Source organism: Dyella sp. BiH032 (assembly GCF_031954525.1).
Classification (GTDB): Bacteria; Pseudomonadota; Gammaproteobacteria; order Xanthomonadales; family Rhodanobacteraceae; genus Dyella_D.
This window is the reverse complement of sequence record NZ_CP134867.1, coordinates 1,080,311-1,096,880: the sequence shown is the minus strand read 5'-3', so window position 1 is coordinate 1,096,880 and position 16,570 is coordinate 1,080,311. Positions and strand designations below refer to the sequence as shown.

The 16,570-nt window shown below is 68.6% G+C and carries 10 protein-coding genes and 1 riboswitch; of the genes, 4 read left to right on the top strand and 6 right to left on the bottom strand.

Annotated elements, in window-relative coordinates:
* Positions 1-160: 160 nt before the first annotated feature.
* Positions 161-2,638 (bottom strand): prolyl oligopeptidase family serine peptidase, encoded by a 2,478-nt coding sequence (locus RKE25_RS04815; RefSeq protein WP_311841124.1) that lies wholly within the window; start codon positions 2,636-2,638, stop codon positions 161-163.
* Positions 2,639-2,774: 136 nt separating this feature from the next.
* Positions 2,775-2,883: riboswitch (S-adenosyl-L-homocysteine riboswitch) on the top strand.
* Positions 2,884-2,924: 41 nt separating this feature from the next.
* Here RKE25_RS04815 and ahcY point away from each other — a divergent pair.
* The 4 genes from ahcY (at position 2,925) to RKE25_RS04795 (ending at position 7,039) form a co-directional block, all read left to right on the top strand.
* Positions 2,925-4,358 carry an adenosylhomocysteinase gene (gene ahcY / locus RKE25_RS04810; protein WP_311841123.1) on the top strand — a complete coding sequence of 478 codons (1,434 nt, stop codon included), beginning with the start codon at positions 2,925-2,927 and terminating at the stop codon, positions 4,356-4,358.
* 213 nt (positions 4,359-4,571) lie between these two features.
* On the top strand, positions 4,572-5,399 hold the full coding sequence (metF, locus tag RKE25_RS04805; protein ID WP_311841122.1) for a methylenetetrahydrofolate reductase [NAD(P)H]: 828 nt from the start codon (positions 4,572-4,574) through the stop codon (positions 5,397-5,399).
* A gap of 29 nt (positions 5,400-5,428) precedes the next feature.
* The gene (locus tag RKE25_RS04800; RefSeq protein ID WP_311841121.1) at positions 5,429-6,034 is read left to right on the top strand and encodes a DUF4124 domain-containing protein; all 606 of its coding nucleotides are present in this window, start codon (positions 5,429-5,431) and stop codon (positions 6,032-6,034) included.
* Positions 6,035-6,121: 87 nt separating this feature from the next.
* Positions 6,122-7,039 (top strand): branched-chain amino acid transaminase, encoded by a 918-nt coding sequence (locus RKE25_RS04795; RefSeq protein WP_311841120.1) that lies wholly within the window; start codon positions 6,122-6,124, stop codon positions 7,037-7,039.
* 81 nt (positions 7,040-7,120) lie between these two features.
* Here the strand turns inward: RKE25_RS04795 and RKE25_RS04790 are convergent, their stop codons facing one another.
* From RKE25_RS04790 to RKE25_RS04770, 5 genes are read right to left on the bottom strand one after another with little or no spacing between them, the layout of a single operon-like run.
* Entirely contained in the window at positions 7,121-8,416 is a 1,296-nt protein-coding gene (locus tag RKE25_RS04790) for a condensation domain-containing protein (protein ID WP_311841119.1), read from the bottom strand.
* A gap of 5 nt (positions 8,417-8,421) precedes the next feature.
* Positions 8,422-9,390: a glycosyltransferase family 2 protein gene (locus tag RKE25_RS04785; protein WP_311841118.1), complete on the bottom strand. Its 969-nt coding sequence runs from the start codon at positions 9,388-9,390 to the stop codon at positions 8,422-8,424.
* On the bottom strand, positions 9,387-10,727 hold the full coding sequence (locus tag RKE25_RS04780; protein ID WP_311841117.1) for a condensation domain-containing protein: 1,341 nt from the start codon (positions 10,725-10,727) through the stop codon (positions 9,387-9,389). The genes RKE25_RS04785 and RKE25_RS04780 overlap by 4 nt, the downstream gene beginning before the upstream one ends.
* Entirely contained in the window at positions 10,724-12,037 is a 1,314-nt protein-coding gene (locus RKE25_RS04775) for a glycosyltransferase (RefSeq protein ID WP_311841116.1), read from the bottom strand. The genes RKE25_RS04780 and RKE25_RS04775 overlap by 4 nt, the downstream gene beginning before the upstream one ends.
* A 7-nt stretch (positions 12,038-12,044) precedes the next feature.
* On the bottom strand, positions 12,045-16,067 hold the full coding sequence (locus RKE25_RS04770) for an amino acid adenylation domain-containing protein (protein ID WP_311841115.1): 4,023 nt from the start codon (positions 16,065-16,067) through the stop codon (positions 12,045-12,047).
* Positions 16,068-16,570 lie beyond the last annotated feature (503 nt).

The following is a 16,570-nucleotide window of genomic DNA, read 5'->3' as shown; positions in this document are numbered from 1 at the left end:
TCCAAGACTACCCGAACGGCGGCGCTTTGGTGCGCCGCCGCATGAGCTCGCGAAAGTTGCGCCTGAAACGAACAACGGGTTGGCGTGACCCCTGGACGGACTCGAGCGTGGCGGCCGAGGACGGAGCGCCCGTTGGGGTGCGCCTTTGGCTTACCCCAACCTACTTCGACGGCGGCTTCAGATAGCGCTCCAGCCAGTCATTGGATTCGGCCAGCATCTGCATGATCGATTCGCGCGCGCGGTACGCGTGCGCCTCGTTCGGCAGCATGACCAGGCGCGCGGTGCCGCCCAGCCCTTTCACGGCCGCGTAGAGGCGTTCGCTCTGGATCGGGAAGGTGCCGGAATTGTTGTCCTGTTCGCCGTGGATCAGCAGCAAGGCGTCCTTGATGTGGTCCGCGTAGTTGAACGGCGACATCGCGTTGTAGACGTCCTGCGCTTGCCAGTAGTTGCGCTCTTCCGACTGGAAACCGAACGGTGTGAGCGTGCGGTTGTAGGCACCGCTGCGCGCGATGCCCGCTTTGAACAGGCGCGTGTGCGCGAGCAGGTTGGCGGTCATGAAGGCGCCGTACGAATGTCCCCCCACCGCAATGCGCTCCCGATCGGCCACGCCGCGGCGCACCACTTCGTCGACCGCCGCCTCGGCGCTGGCGACGAGCTGCGGGATGTACGTATCGTTGGGTTCCTTATCGCCCTCGCCCACGATCGGCACCGAGAAATTCTCCAGCACCGTGTAGCCCATGGCGAGGAACGCCTGCGGTCCCCAATAGCCGATGCGGTTGAAGCGGTACGGCGAATCGGTGACCTGTCCCGCTGCATCGGCCGATTTGAACTCGGCGGGATAGGCCCACATCAGCATCGGGCGCGGGCCGTCTTTTTTCGGATCGTAGTGCGGCGGCAGATAAAGCGTGGCGGTGAGCTCGACGCCATCCTTGCGCTTGTAGCGGATCTGCTCCTTCTTCACGTCCTTGAGCTGTGGCGTGGGATGCGCAAAGCGCGTGAGCGCGCGCGGCGATCCGGTCGAGGCGAGTTCGCGCACGTAGAAGTTCGGCGGCTCCGTCGGCGATTCGCGCGACGTCAGCGCGCGCCGGCCTTCGGCATCGAGCAATACCTGCGGCGCCTCGTAGTACGGCGCCCGGGAGTGGAACAGGCGCTCGCTCCGGCCGCTGTCCAGGTCGACCTTGTCGATGAAGGGACGGTCGCCCTCCGGCGAGGCGCCCTTGCCCAGGCGGAAGATGCTGTGCCCGTCGGCACCGACCAGCAGGCGCTGTTCGCCCTGCGCGTCGATCGCCGTGGCCGGCACGCCCGGGTCCTTGTAGCGGTCCTCCGACGAGCCTTCGCGCAACAGGACAGGGGTCTGCTCCAGATGGTCCGGCGCCACGCGCCATTCCTTGACGTGGCGGGTCTTCCACCAGAACTCCTCGACCAGGGCCAGCTCGCCGTTGCCCCAGTACGCCCCGGCGTAGCGGCCGGCCAGCTTCGCCAGCGTGGCGGGAGCGCGGTCGAAAGGCGCCGCCTGCATCTGCACCAGGTCGCGCACTTCGGCCGGACGCGCGGGATCGCCGCCGTCCTGCGCCTCGGCCCACACCAGGGTCGCCGGCGCATCGGCGCGCCAGTCGACGTCGCGCACGCCGGTACGCACCGCGTCGTTGCCCGTGGGCAGCCCATCCACCAGCGGGAGGCGGGCGATCTCCTTTACCAGCCGGCCTTCCAGATCGAGCACCTCGATGCGGCGGGGGAAATACTCGACCGGCACGAGATAGGAGAAAGGCCGCTCGATCCGCTGGCGCAGCAGGTAGCGGCCATCCGGCGAAGGCTCCAGCGACGTCGTGAGCGCGGGCTCGCCCAGCTTCCGCACGGCACCGTCGAGACCGACCAGCGCGGTCTGCGTGCGCAGGTAATGTTCCAGCAGGCGCGCATCGTCCTCGTTGCGCAGCAGGTCCTGGTAGGTGCGGATGGCTTTGACGCCGGCGCCGGCCTGGGTTTCCTGCGCGTTGGGTCCGGTCGGAATGCCGCCGGCGGCGGGCGCGTCGCCCTGCGCGTCGGGACGCAGCTGCACCAGCAGGTGCTGGCCGTCGGGCATCCAGCGATAACCGCGGCCTGCCACCGTGTTGAGCGGCAGCTCGGTGAGCCGGCGCGCGGCACGGGCGGCGATGTCCACCACCCACAGCTCGTTGCGCCCGCTGCGCGCGTCGACCTGGTTGAAGGCGAGATGGCGCTGGTCCGGCGACCAGCTGGTCGTCGCGATGGACAGCGGCGACGGCAGCCCCTGCAGGCGCAGCTCCTTGCCGGTGGCGACGTCGAGCAGCCACAGGTCCGAGCCGAACGCGAAGCGGCTTTGCGCGTAGGTGCGCGGATGAATGCGCAGGCCACCCAGTTTCAGCTCGGGCTGGGCCACGACGTCGATGCCGGGCAGCGACGGCGTCTGGATCAGCGCCAGCAGGTCGCGATGCGGGCTGAGCGACGGCTGCGGCGGCCGCGGCGCGTCCACCAGCGCCTGCAGGGGCGCGGGCGGCAACCGGTAGCCGGCGGTGGCCGTCGCTGCCGCAGCGGGCACCGGCTGGGTGCGGGCCTGCGCCGCCAGGGGCAGCGCGGCGAGGAGGAAACCTGCGAGGACCAGGCGCCGGAGCGAAGTATTCATGGAGGCAAGCGACCTCAGGGACGAAGAAACTTGCGGACCTTAGCCGCCCGGATGAATCCGGGCCTAGGCCATCCGTCACGGGTCGGGCCGGCCCGGTGACGAATCCCGAACACGGCTGCGGCTATACTTCCGGGCTCCCGTCGAGGGGCGCTGCGACCGCGGCTGCATGGCCCGCCACCAGGCATGCCATGTAGGGCCACGGCCAGGCTCGGCGGTCTTTCCATGCAAAACGGCGCCCGGTCAACCGATGCGGTACCCACCGCACAAACTTCCGGAGCCACACCCCATGAACGCAGTCAGCAAAGAAGCCGCCGGCCACGATTACAAGGTCCGCGACATCGCCCTCGCCGAGCTCGGCCGCCGCCGCATCCGCATGGCGGAAGAGGAAATGCCCGGCCTGATGCAGATCCGCGCCCGCTACGCCAAGGAGCAGCCGCTCAAGGGCGTGCGCCTGTCCGGCTCGCTGCACATGACCAAGGAAACCGCGGTCCTGATCGAGACCCTGAGCGCCCTGGGCGCCTCGGTGCGCTGGGCCTCCTGCAACATCTTCTCCACCCAGGACGACTGCGCCGCGGCCATCGCCGCCGCCGGCATCCCGGTGTTCGCCTGGAAGGGCGAGACGCTGGAGGAATACTGGGACTGCACGCTGGACATGCTCACCCACCCCGGCATGCAGGGCCCCGAGCTGATCGTCGACGACGGCGGCGACGCCACCTTGCTGATCCACAAAGGCGTGGACATGGAGAACGGCGACGACTGGGTCAATACGCCCAGCGGCAACCATGAGGAACAGGTCATCAAGGACCTGCTCAAGCGCACCGCCAAGGAGCGCCCCGGCTTCTGGAAGAAGGTCGCGGCCGACTGGAAGGGCGTCTCCGAGGAGACCACCACCGGCGTGCACCGCCTCTACCAGATGATGGAAGCCGGCAAGCTGCTGGTGCCGGCGATCAACGTCAACGACTCGGTCACCAAGAGCAAGTTCGACAACCTGTACGGCTGCCGCGAGTCGCTGGCCGACGGCATCAAGCGCGCCACCGACCTGATGGTGGCCGGCAAAGTTGCCGTGGTGTGCGGCTACGGCGACGTGGGCAAGGGCTGCGCGCATTCGCTCAAGGGCTTCGGCGCGCGCGTGATCGTCACCGAGATCGACCCGATCAACGCCCTGCAGGCGGCGATGGAAGGCTTCCAGGTCACCACCGTGGAAGACACGCTCGGCACCGCCGACATCTATGTCACCACCACCGGCAACAAGGACATCATCACGCTCGAGCACATGGCGGCGATGAAGAACAACGCCCTGGTGTGCAACATCGGCCACTTCGACAACGAGATCCAGATCGACCGCCTCAACGCCGCCAAGGACGTGTCGCGCGAGACGATCAAGCCGCAGGTGGATCGCTACACCTTCGCCAAGACGAACCACAGCATCTACATGCTGGCCGAAGGCCGCCTGGTGAACCTGGGCTGCGCGCATGGCCACCCGAGCTTCGTGATGTCCAACAGCTTCTCCAACCAGACGCTGGCGCAGATCGACCTGTGGAAGAACAAGGACGTCTACGAGAAGACCGTCTACCGCCTGCCCAAGCAGCTGGACGAGGAAGTCGCCCGCCTGCACCTGGAGCAGATCGGCGTGAAGCTGACCAAGCTCACCCCGGAACAGGCCGCCTACATCGGCGTGCCGGTGGAAGGCCCGTACAAGCCGGACCACTACCGCTACTGAGCGGCGGGTCCTGCGGAACGAAAAGCGCGCGGTGCGAACCGCGCGCTTTTTTTGTGCCTGACCCCTGCCTAGCCCCTGCCTACGACGTCATTCCGGCGCCGGCTAGACCCAGTGACGATCACACCCTACGCGGTGACGGCAATCCGACCATATATCGCTTCATCGCGACCAAGAGATATATACTCGCCCGCACCGTCCACCCGAGACCCGACGATGCCGGCCATCAGCTTCGAATTCTTCCCGCCCAAGACCGACGAACAGCGCGACCAGCTCGACCGCGCCGCGCGGGCACTCAAGGGGCGCGGGCCGGATTACGTCTCGGTGACCTTCGGTGCGGGCGGCTCCACGCTCAGCTACACGGGCGAAACGGTCGCGCATCTGCACCGCGAACATGGCCTGGACGTCGCGCCGCACCTTTCCTGCATGGGCGGCACGCGCGCCGAGATCGCCGAGCTGCTCGACGGCTACCGCGCCGCCGGCTATCGCCGCCTGGTCGCGTTGCGCGGCGACCTGCCCTCGGGCATGGCCTCGCCGGGCGATTTCCGCTACGCCGCCGAGCTGGTCGAATTCATCCGCCGGCACAGCGGGGACCACTTCCACATCGAGGTCGCCGCGTATCCGGAAACCCATCCCCAGGCAGACGACGCGCTGGCGGACCTGCGCCACTTCAAGGCCAAGGTGGATGCCGGCGCCGATGGCGCGATCACGCAGTACTTTTTCAACGCGGACGCCTATTTCCGCTTCGTCGACGACGTGCGCCGGCTAGGCGTGGAGGTGCCGGTCGTGCCGGGCATCATGCCGATCTCCAACTTCAGCCAGCTCAAGCGCTTCTCCGACGCCTGCGGCGCGGAGATCCCGCGCTGGATCGCCAAGCGCATGCAGGCGCACGGCGACGACGCAGAAGCCATCCGCGAACTTGCCGCCGACGTGGTCGCCCAGTTGTGCCGGCGCCTGCTGGACGGCGGTGCACCGGGGCTGCACTTCTACACGCTGAACCGCGCCAAGGCGACGACGGCCGTGCTGGACCGCCTGGCGGTCTGAGCACCGGCCCGCGCGGTATTCTGCGCGGCATGCGTCTCCTGCTCCCCGCTTCCTCGCTCCTGCTGTTCCTCTGCCTCTGGTTGCCGCCGCCTGCCGCCGCGCAGGCCGGGGTGCATCGCTGCATCGGCCAGGACGGCACGCCGCTCTTCACCGACCAGCCTTGCGCCGCGCTCCAGGCCACGCCGGTGCAGGCCCCGCCGAAGCCCGGCGTGCCGGGCTCGCAGCAGCCGGCAACGTCGCTGCCGCCGCCGATCCTGTGCGCCGGCACGGTCGCGGAGCTGCGCCAGAGCGTGGCCGACGCATTCGCCGCGCGCGATCCCAACCGCCTCGCCGGCCTGATGCTGTGGGGCGGCTACGGACGCAGCGCGGCCGTTTCGGACATCCGCGCGCTGGGCGTCCTGATGCAGCGCCCGCTACTGGATTTCGGCGAAGAAACCGCCGAACGCCCGGCGCCCGGCACCGATCCCGATGCCTGGCCGATTCCCGGCACCGAACATGCCGATCGCCCGCCACCGACCACCGAGCACCAGCTCGTGCTGCACACCGCCTCCGACGATGCCAGCGGCGCGCCGCGCGAGACGCGTTTCGCCATCGTGCGACGTTCCGGCTGCCTGTGGCTGCGCAGCGCGGACTGAACGGACGTTCGAACCGCTGCAAGGCGCCTGAAAGATGAGCCCACCCGCCAGCGGGTATCATGTCGCTCATTTTTCCGGAGGACCGACATGGCTCAGCAGTATCCCGAATGGATCTGGCAGAACGGCCAGATCAAGCCCTGGCGCGAGGCGACCACGCATGTGATGTCGCACGCGCTGCACTACGGCTCGTCCGTGTTCGAGGGTATCCGCAGCTATGCCACGCCCGACGGCGCCGCCATCTTCCGGCTGACGGACCACCTCAAGCGCCTGTACCAGTCCGCGAAGATCTACGACATGGTCCTGCCCCACTCGCAGGACGAAATCGCCGCGGCCTGCCGCGAAGTGATCAAGAAGAACGATCTGGGCGCCGCCTATCTGCGCCCCGTGGCGTATCGCGGCCTCGGCGGCTTCGGCCTGTCGGCGGAAACGCCGATCGACGTCGCGGTCGCGGCGTGGCCGATGGGTCCGTACCTCGGCCCGGAGGCGCTGGAAAGCGGCATCGATGCCTGCGTGTCGAGCTGGCAGCGCTTCGCGCCGAACACCATCCCGGCCGGCGCGAAGGCGGGCGGCAATTACCTCTCCGGCCAGCTCATCGCGCGCGAGGCGCGCCGCCTGGGCTTCGGCGAAGGCATCGCGCTGGCCAACACGGGCCTGCTCAGCGAAGGCGCGGGCGAGAACCTGTTCCTGGTGTTCGATGGCGTGCTGCACACCACGCCGGCCAGCGCCTCGATCCTCACCGGCATCACGCGTCACACGCTGATGACGCTGGCGCGCGAGGACGGCATCGAAGTGGTCGAGCGCGATATTCCGCGCGAATACCTGTACCTGGCCGACGAACTGCTGATGTGCGGCACGGCGGCCGAGATCACGCCGATCCGCTCGGTGGACGGCAAGAAGATCGGCTCGGGCAAGGCCGGTCGCGTGACGCGCCGGATGCAGGAGCTGTTCTTCGGCCTGTTCAACGGCAAGACCAATGACCAGTGGGGCTGGCTGGAGCCGGTCTGAATACCGGCTCTGCTTCGCCCCCTTGATTCGTCATTCCGGCGCAGGCCGGAATGACGTTCTGAGCGCTGCGGCGGCAGCTCCCTATTCCGCCGCCATCCCCAACGCCCCCATCGCTTCGGCGGTCCGCCGGCGCTGCGTGGCCTGCTCCCGCAGCAGGCCCATGAAGGCGTGTTCCAGTGCGTCCACCTGGGGCAGGCTCATGCACTGTTCCTCGCCCACGTAGACGAAGCGCAGCCGGCCATGCACGGAGAAGGCGAGCAGGCCGAGGATGCGTACGCCGAACGAGCGCACGGCGAGGCTGAAATCCTCCAGCTGGAACGGCGCATCCGGTTCCACCAGCTCGATCGGCCCCAGGTTGGAAAAGGAAAACTGATTCCAGTTACCGTTGCGGCTGAGCGCATCGCCGATCCGCACAATGGAGCGCACCTTGCCTTCCGACGGCGGCCTGAGCATTTCGCAGAAACGGTACTTGCCGGGAATCGCTTCCAGTTCCTGCCCGATCTTCTCGCCCATCTCGCGATAGATGTCGCGTGCGCGCTCCCATAGATCGGCGCCGCGCTCGCGGCCCACGTCGATCTTGAAGCTGCCGCCGCCGAAGAACAGCATGTCGTCCTTCAGCTGCGCCAGCCGGCCTCGCCGCGCATCCACCGGGCTGTCGATGCGCGTGGGCGCGCGCTTGCCGAGCGCCGCTTGCAGCGCCAGGTCGAGCATCGCCAGCAAGGCCGCGTGCATCGACACCTGCTCGCGCCGACAGCGATGCTTCAAGGCGGACGTCAGTGCGGCATCCGCGCGCCACTCACGCCACACCGGATCGCGCCGCAGCGGGCGACGCGAAGGCGGGATCAGGCCGATCAGGCCGTTGATCGCCGCCGCGACCGCGCGCTGCTTGCGTTCGCCGGGGCCCGGCGACTGCGCGGCGATGTCGAGCGGACTGAGCGCGGCATATGGCAACAACGGCTGCTCGCGATAGGTTCCGCTCAGCAGCTCCTTCGCCACGGTAAGCAGGCTCATGCCGTCGCAGATGCGATGCGCCGCCGTGATCAGCAGCACGCCGCCGCGGTCCGTGCGCAGCCAGGCCACGCGCAGCTGCGGCTCGCCGGGCGCGAAGGCCGCGGCTTCCTCGCGCGCGATCTCGCGGGCGAGCACGGGCTCGGACGTGCAGATGGCCGCGCGCAGCGGTATCGGGCCGGCCGCGTCCAGCGCGTAATACAGTCCGTCGCGCTCTTCGCGCAGCAACATGCGCAGTGCCGGATGCTTGCGCTGCAGGCGGTCCAGCGCAGTACGCAGGCGCTCCACCGACAGCGAGCCGGCCATAGCAAGACGATAGGTGATGTTGCCGTCGATCAGGCTCTCGATGGTGCTCAGCTTGCGCAGCATGGCGTCTATTCCGCGGCGATCGACGGACCGGCCGCGAGCTTTCCGCTCCGCGCCGGGAGGTTCTTGCAGAACGCGGCGATGCGCGGGTGCAGGCTCTCGAAGCTGCCGAGCCGGCCGCGGCGTCCGTCGATGTAGCCGCAGGCCACCGCCAGCACCTTGCGAAGCTTCTGCGGCTCGAACATCAGGACATTGAAAGCCTGATGGAGCGCCAGCAGGCCACCCAGCCAGTGCAGAGCCCAATGCCGCCGATACAGGCGCAGAGTGAAGACGCCGTTGCGCGCGCCGTAGTAGCGCCGCCACGCGGCATGATTAGTGGTGAAGAGGCGGCCGTGCCGCTCGATGTGGCCGGTGGTCTGGCGCATCGTCACCGCTGCATTCATGAGCACGGGCACGCCCTGGCTATTGGCGCGCAGTCCATATTCGACGTCGACGTACTCGATGAAGTAGTCCTCCCGGAACGCGCCGAGCCGTCGATACGCTTCCGCCGACACCGCCGATCCCGAGGAAATCACGAACAGCGTCTCGAACAGGCCCTCGGTCGGCTCGCGCATTTTTACCGGCTTTGGCCAGCGCCGGCCGGGCGGCAGCACCGGCATGAACTTTTCCAGATGGATCTCGTAGATCTTCGGCCCGAGGATGAAGGCGGGTGCTTCCATGCGCTCGCAAGCGCGCATCATGGCGTCGAAGAAGCCGTCGCCGATGTCCGAATCCTGGTCGAGCAGGAAGATCACCTCGCAGCCGCGCTGGAGCAGCAGCTCTGCGCCGCGGTTGTAGGCGCCGGCGAGCCCTCCGCGGTTGGCGTTGTGCAGCACCGTCACGCTTTGCCGCTGCAACGCTTCGTACAGCGATGCGTCGGCATGCGGCGAGTTGTCGATGGCGATCAGGTTGCGTCCCGCTGCCGCCGCGACCTCCAGGTTGCGCAGGAAGGCCTCCGTGGGGTGGTAGAGCACGAAGATCACACCGTAGCTTTTCATAGGCTTTCCACCGGCACGGAAGGGATACCGACGCCGGACGCGGCCGGCGCCGGCCAGACAGTCGCAGCCTGCAGCAAATCCATCGCCAGCCGCCGGATGCGCACGGCATCGGCGCGCGGCATCGAGCTCTCGTCGGAGATGAAGGCGAAGTCCAGCCGTCCGGCGAAGCCGACGATGGTGACCAGGTTCGCCGGCGTCGGCTCCAGCAAGGCCGAGGGCGCATGGATCGCTTCCAGGCGGAACCCACCGTCGTCGCGCGACGAACCATCCAGGCGGCCAAGATAGGACAACGACACGCCACGCCCCGCACGCCGCGAACGCGAGTAGGCGATCAGCCGCTCGAACAACGGATGCAGCCGTTCCAGGCCAAGCAGTTGCTCGTAGACGGTCGGCGCCAGACGATCGATCTGGCGGCGCATGTCGTCCTGCAACGCGCGCGCCAGCGTCCAGAAGTCCGCATCGGTCATGACTGCCTTGCGGTGGAAGGAGAGGCGCACGGTCGGCGCCATCGTGAACAGCGCACCGCCTTGCAGCGCCGGCAGATAGCGCCGCGCGTCGACCGGCGAGACGAACTTGTCCACGCCACGGGCGCCGCGCACCGACGCGCAGGCGAGCATGAATGCGGTGCACAGCGCGGCGAACACGCCGACGCCGGCATGCTTGCCGCGCCGGACCAGGGCAGCCACCGCCGCAGGCTCGATCGTCCAGCGCACCGTATACGCCGGGCCGTACTGCACTGGCGGCCCGATCCGCTGCAGGCGCACGAGCCAGGCGAACAACCTGGCCTTCCAGTACGCGCGCCGCCGCAGCCGGCGATCGTTCCGCGCTTCGGGCGGCACCACGTCAGCGCCGCCTTGCAGCGGGAAGCACGGGCCGAGCGTAGCGTCTGGACGGCCGCAGACGGCGAGGATGTCCTGCAGCAGGCCGACCGCCGACAGGCCGTCACAGATGCAGTGATGGCAGCTCAGCAGCAGGTCGCTGCGTCCGTGGCCGCGCAGCCAGACGAGCCTGACCAGCGGCTCGCGCCCTCCGTCGAACAGCCGCTCGCATTCGAGGCGCGCCTGCTCCTGCCAATCGTCCTCGCCCAGGCGCTCGACGACGCGCAGGGGAATGGGTGGAGGCGCTGCCTGCTGCACGAACCAGGGACGTCCGTCGGCGCCTTGCTCGACCAGGGATTGCAGCACGGCGTGCCGGGCCTGGACGCGATCGAGAGCGGCGCGCAGGCGGGCCTCATCCAGCGTGCCCGTCAATGTCCCCGGCAGCACGAAGGCCACGGGACGCTGACCATCCAGATACATCCCGCGCTCGAACAACGCGAAGGGGCGCCGCGCCGTCATGCCGCGCTCCGCTCTGGCGCGGCCTCCACGGCATCCGGTTCGCCGAGCAAGCCCCAGCGCCGCAGATGGCGCAGCGCTTCGGCCACGCCGTCTTCGGCGCGCACGGCATGGCCCAGCGCTGCTGCTTCCCGCTGCATGTCGGGGTGCCCGATCACATCCAGCGCAGCCGCCAACTTTTCCGCGGTCAGCCCGCGGCGATCCAGCGCGGGCGGCGCCACGCCGCGGCGTTGCAGGCAGCGTGCCCAGAACGGCTGGTCGCCGTAGAACGGCACCACGGCCGAGGGGATGCCGGCGCGCACCGCCGCCGCCGTCGTGCCTGCGCCGCCGTGATGCACGGCCGCCGCCATGCGCGGGAACAGCCAGTCGTGCGGGGCCTGGCGCAGCCCGTAGATCTGCTCGTCGAGCGCGCCCTCGCCGATCTCCAGGCCGCCCCAGCCGGTGGCGAGCACCGCGCGCCGGCCGCTTTTGCGCACGGCGTCCACCACCGTGCGTGTGAACGCTTCGGCCTGGCCGCTCACCATGCTGCCGAAGCCGATGTATACCGGCGGCGCTCCGCCAGCGAGGAAATCGGCCAGGTCCGCCGGCGGTGTCCAGGCCGGCGGGTCGAAGAACCAATAGCCGGTCACCTGCGAGCTGTCCGGCCAGTCCGCAGGGCGCGGCAGCACATGCCGGCTGAAGCCGTTGATGACCTTCGCGTCCAGCGCGCCGCGCCCGAGGTAAGGGCCGTGCCATCGATAGCGCGGCAGGCCCAGCCGCGGCCGCACGATGTCGTTGATGGCCGGCCGCATCACATGCCACACCAGCAGCCACAACAGCTGATGCGCGGCGAGGCTCAGCGCGCCCGGCAGGCGTTCGCGCGTGCCGGCCAGCACCATTGGCGGCAGCAGACGCGAAGGCGTCAGCGGCTGCAGCCGCGCGATCGCGAATGGCAGGCCGCGCCGTTCCGACAGCGCCTTGGCGAGCAAGGTACTGTTGCTCACTCCGATCAGCAGGCCCGCGCCCTCGCTCGCCGCCATGCCTTCGTCCGCCCAGTGTTCGGCCCACTGCGCATAGCGTTCGCGGAAGATGCGCGCCATCGCGCGCAGGTCCAGCCCCTGGTCGGCGATGCTGCGGTCGGACTCCAGCATGGCCTGGAAGTCCGCGGTGAGCGGGAAGAATTCCAGCCCCGCCTGGCGCACCAGCCCGGCGAAGTTGGCGCTGGTGGCGATGCGCACCGGATAGCCCGCGCGGCGCAGCCCCTGCCCCAGCGCCACGCAGGGCCGCACGTCGCCCTGCGTGCCGATGGTGAAGATGACGATGGGTCGGTGCATGACGAGCTCAGGCGACCGCCAGGTCTTGCTGCGCCTCCGCCAACAGCGGTGCCAGCGGCATGCGCTCGTCCGGAATGTCTGACAGGCGATGCCGCAGCACCGCGCCGATCTGCGCCGCCGGCGCCGGATCCAGAACCGCTTCGTGGTGGCAGGCCAGCTCGTGCACTTCGATGCGCCAGCCAATGAAGGGCCGCCACGCCGAGGGGCGGTGGTCCAGGATGCCGTCCAGGTGTCCTTCGCTTTCCGTGGCGCGGAAGAACAGCAAGTCCAGATTCACCCGGCGCGGCGTGTACTGCCGCGCGAGTTCCAGGTTGTTGCGCATCACCGCGAACAGGTGCTCGATGAACTGCGGATGCTGCCGGACGATCTCCTGCACCAGCGGGATCGAACGCGCGTTGTAACTGTGCAGCAGCAGCGAAGCGAGCTCCTTGAGCGTCTGCGGCGCGTGCTCGCCCGCGTACTGGTGCAGCCCCAGGAAACTCAGCGCGGCGCGCACCTCCCTCGCCTCCTCGCGCGGACGCGAGCGTTCGCCCGGAGCGAACAGGTAGCTGTCGATCATGGCCAGCAGCTCCACGCGCTCGCCCATCGCCAGCAGACGTTCGGCGATGGCGTGGCCGATCAAACCACCCAACGAACGCCCGACCAGGCGGTACGGCCCTTCCGGTTGGATGCGCCGGATCTGCATCAGGTAATCGGCGGCGACTTCCTCGATGCTGCTTGGCAGCCGCAGGTCGCCGCGCAAGCCGCGCGACTGCAGGCCGTACACCGGCACGGACGGATCCAGGTGCCGCAGCAGGCCGGCGAAGCCCAGGCTCAATCCCATCATCGGATGGATGCAGAACAGCGGCCGCGACTGCGCCTTGCCGACCTCGCGCAGCCGTGGCGGTGCGCGCAGCACCACCATCTCGCTCAGTGGATCGTCGCTGCCGCCGGCGAGCCGCTCGACGAACGCTGCGAGGCTGGCGATCGTTGGCGCCTCGAACAGGGCGCCCAACGGCAGTTCGACGCCGAATTCGGCCGGGAAGCCCGCGGCCATCTCGGCCGCGGTCAGGGAATCGCCGCCGAGCTCGAAGAAGTTGTCGTGCAATCCCACCTGCTCGACGTGCAGCAGGCGCTGCCACAGTTCGGCGAGTTTGCGTTCCAGCGGCGTGCCCGGCTCGACGAAGGCGCTGCGCGCGCCGCGATCCGGCGCGGGCAGCGCGCGGCGATCGAGCTTGCCGTTGGGCGTAAGCGGCAACGCGTCCAGCACGGTAAAGCCGGACGGCAGCGCGGGTTCGGGCAGGCGGCGGGCGAGAAACGCGCGCAGCTGACCCGGTTCCGGCGTCGAGCCGTCACGCGGCACGACGTAGGCGGCCAAGGTCATGCCGCTGGCGTCCGGCCACGCGACCACCGCCGCTGCGGCCACCGCCGGATGTCTGGCGAGCGCGTTCTCGATTTCACCCAGTTCAATCCGGTGTCCGCGGATCTTCACCTGTGTGTCGGCGCGCCCGACGAATTCGAGCAACCCATCGTCGCGCCAACGCACCAGGTCGCCCGTGCAGTACATGCGGCTGCCGTCGGCGGCGAAGGGATCGAGCGGGAAGCGCTCTTCGGTCAATTGCGGGCGATGCAGATAGCCCTTCGCCACACCGGCGCCGCCGATGCACAGTTCGCCGATGGCGCCGGTCGGAACCAGCCGCCGCGCCGCATCGACTACGTACAGGCGGGTGTTGAGGATGGGGCGCCCGATCGGCGGCGCGCCGGAACCGATCTCCTCCAGCTCGTAGGCCGTCGACCACACGGTGGTTTCAGTGGGACCGTAGAACTGCGTCACCCGCGCCGCGGCGCCCTTCAGCCGCGCGGCGAGTTCGGCACCGAGCGCCTCGCCGCCGACCAGCGCATGCACCTCGTCCAGCCGGGTCTCGGGATTGGCCAGCAGGATGCGCCACAGCGAGGGCGTGGCCTGTACGTGCGTCGCACCGCTGCGCCGAATCAGCCGCGCCAGCTCCAGCGGCTGCTGTGCGGCGCCGCCATCCGCCATCACCACGCATGCGCCCACCGTCAGCGGCAGGTAAAGCTCCAGGCCCGCGATATCGAAAGTCACCGTGGTGACGGCGAGGAAACGGTCGCTGCGCGCGGGTTCGAGCTGCCGCGCCATGCCTTCCAGGAAATTGGCCAGGTTGCCGTGCGTCACCTCCACGCCCTTGGGACGCCCCGTCGAGCCGGAGGTGTAGAGCACGTAGGCGGTGCCCTCCGGATCGCTGAAGTCCGGCTCGTGCTCGTGCTCCGCCAGCGTGTCGCATTGCTCTGGCAGCAGCTGCGCACCTCCGCCCATGGCCAGGCGCTCGTGAATCGGCGCCGTGGCGATCACGGCGATCGGCGCGGCGTCGTCGAGCACCATGGCCGTGCGTTCGGCCGGGCCTTCCGGATCGATCGGCAGATAAGCCGCACCGGCGCGCATGAGCGCCAGCAGCACGATCAGCAACTGCTCGCTGCGCGGCAGCGCCACGGCCACGATGTCGCCGGGCTTGATGCCATCGGCGATCAGCTGCCGCGCCTGGCGCAGGCTGCGCCGGTGCAGCTCGCCATAGCTCACTACCGTGTCGCCGAAAACCACGGCGGGCGCGTCCGGCGTCAGCGCGGCCTGCCGCGCGAGTCGAGCGGGCACGCTCAGTGCTTCGACCGGCCCGGCGGTGTCGTTCCAGGCCACGAGCAGGCGATGGCGTTCTTCGTCGCCCAGGAGGTCGATGTCGCGCAGGTGCGCTTCGGGGTCGGCCAGCACGCCTTCGATCAGGCGGCACAGGCGGCGGCGGTGCTCGTCGAGCTCCGCCATGTCGTACAGCAGCGGGTTGGCGTCGAAGTCGAAACGCAGGCCGGCGCCGGTGCCGCGGTCATAGATGAAGACCATCAGGTCTTCGGCCGAACTGTTCGAGAGGTTATGCGAGGACGTGTCCGCCCCGGCGAAATCGAGCTGATAGTCGAACGGCTCGATGTTGATGCCGAGCCAGGCGACGCTGCGTCCCTGGCCGATCAGGCCCAGGTCGCGGCGCAGGTCTTCGTAGCGGTACTGCTGATGGCGCAACGCTTGCCGTACCACGCGCGACACCTGCTCGAACAGCTCACCGGCCGCCATGTCCCGGGTAAAGCGCAGGCGGATCGGCACCACGTTGGCGAACATGCTCGGCGCGCGGCGCGCCTCGGCGTTGAGCCGCCCGGACACCGGCATGCCGAAGACCAGATCTTCGGCGCCTGTGACGCGGTGGTAGTACGCCGCGACCAGGCCGATCAGCACCTGCGGCAAGCTGGCGCCCGTGGCCTTGCCAAGCTCGGCGAGCCGCTGCGTCGTTTCCGGCGACAGGTAACCCGTGCTGCGGCACAGCCGATCGCCCAGTCCGGGGCGGTGCTGGCGCCGCGACAGCGTCACGGCCTCCGGCAAGGCGGCCAGTTGCTCGCCCCAGTATTCGCGGTCGCGACGGAAGCGGTCCGACTCGCGGTACGCGGTCTCCATGTCGATCGCAGTGCTGGCGGGCGTGAACGCGCACGGTGGCGGCTCCTGTCCCGCGACGAGCGCCGTATACAGTTCGGCCAGCCGACGTGCCAGCAGGCCGCCGCCGAAACCGTCCAGCACGATGTGGTGCGCACGCTGGTACCAGAGGTAGTGATCCTCGGCGAGCTTGAACAGCACGCTGACCCACAGCGGGTCCTGCTCCAGATCGGGGTTGCGCGAGTACTCCTCCCGCATCCAGGCTTCCGCGGCCGCGCGCGGGTCGGCTTCGCCGCTCATGTCGAAGTAGGGGAACTGGCCTCCGTAGACCTGTCGGATCACCAGCTGCGGCCGGCCATCGCGCTCGATCACGTTGGCGCGCATCATCCCGGCTTCGTAGACGAGCCGGTACAACGCCTGGCGGAACAGCGGCGGCTGGATCGCTCCCCGGATATCCACGGCCTCAGCGATGTTCATGATCGCGCCGTCGGCGCCGATCTTGTCGTTCACCCACAAGCCGCGCTGGGCAGTGGTCAAAGGCAGTACATCGTCGCGCTCGTCATTCATCGCCATTCCCCTTGCGGCCGCACGGCCGCACGCGTCCATTTGCACCGCGGAAAACAGGCACGCATTAACCGCCGCCATTAGCGCGGCAATGCATCGAAAATCACCGGATCATCCGGCCGAACGGTACCGCCACGGCCGATGCCGGCCGCGTTCTCTAAACCCGCGTGACACTCTTTTTTGACGCAGACAGCCCCCGGCCTAATACCTCTTCAGGCATTCGGCATTAGCTGCGACCGAGTTGCTGGATGACGCTCGACAACGGAATGGGGGGATTCCGCATTGCGTTTCTGACATGCGCCAGAGCCGTTCCCTGCCCCGTTCCCGGCTGGGAGTGTCCATGCCTGAACGGCGGCTTGTCCACTAGGCGAAATGTGCTTCAGATCACACCTTGTGCAGCGCAACAAGGCTTCGCCAAAAAATGAGAAGTTAATGGCGAAGGATTCGTCAACGAAGACGGGAAATAATGCAGAAGATTTTCAAAAGCATGAAAATCGCGTCAATGC

Bases quoted from the DNA above. Each gene is read 5' to 3' on its own strand.
- RKE25_RS04815 (WP_311841124.1), bottom strand. From the start codon at position 2,638: ATGAATACTTCGCTCCGGCGCCTGGTCCTCGCAGGTTTCCTCCTCGCC.
- metF (WP_311841122.1), top strand. From the start codon at position 4,572: ATGCCGGCCATCAGCTTCGAATTCTTCCCGCCCAAGACCGACGAACAG.
- RKE25_RS04775 (WP_311841116.1), bottom strand. From the start codon at position 12,037: ATGCACCGACCCATCGTCATCTTCACCATCGGCACGCAGGGCGACGTG.
- ahcY (WP_311841123.1), top strand. From the start codon at position 2,925: ATGAACGCAGTCAGCAAAGAAGCCGCCGGCCACGATTACAAGGTCCGC.
- RKE25_RS04800 (WP_311841121.1), top strand. From the start codon at position 5,429: ATGCGTCTCCTGCTCCCCGCTTCCTCGCTCCTGCTGTTCCTCTGCCTC.
- RKE25_RS04780 (WP_311841117.1), bottom strand. From the start codon at position 10,727: ATGACGGCGCGGCGCCCCTTCGCGTTGTTCGAGCGCGGGATGTATCTG.
- RKE25_RS04795 (WP_311841120.1), top strand. From the start codon at position 6,122: ATGGCTCAGCAGTATCCCGAATGGATCTGGCAGAACGGCCAGATCAAG.
- RKE25_RS04770 (WP_311841115.1), bottom strand. From the start codon at position 16,067: ATGAATGACGAGCGCGACGATGTACTGCCTTTGACCACTGCCCAGCGC.
- RKE25_RS04785 (WP_311841118.1), bottom strand. From the start codon at position 9,390: ATGAAAAGCTACGGTGTGATCTTCGTGCTCTACCACCCCACGGAGGCC.
- RKE25_RS04790 (WP_311841119.1), bottom strand. From the start codon at position 8,416: ATGCTGCGCAAGCTGAGCACCATCGAGAGCCTGATCGACGGCAACATC.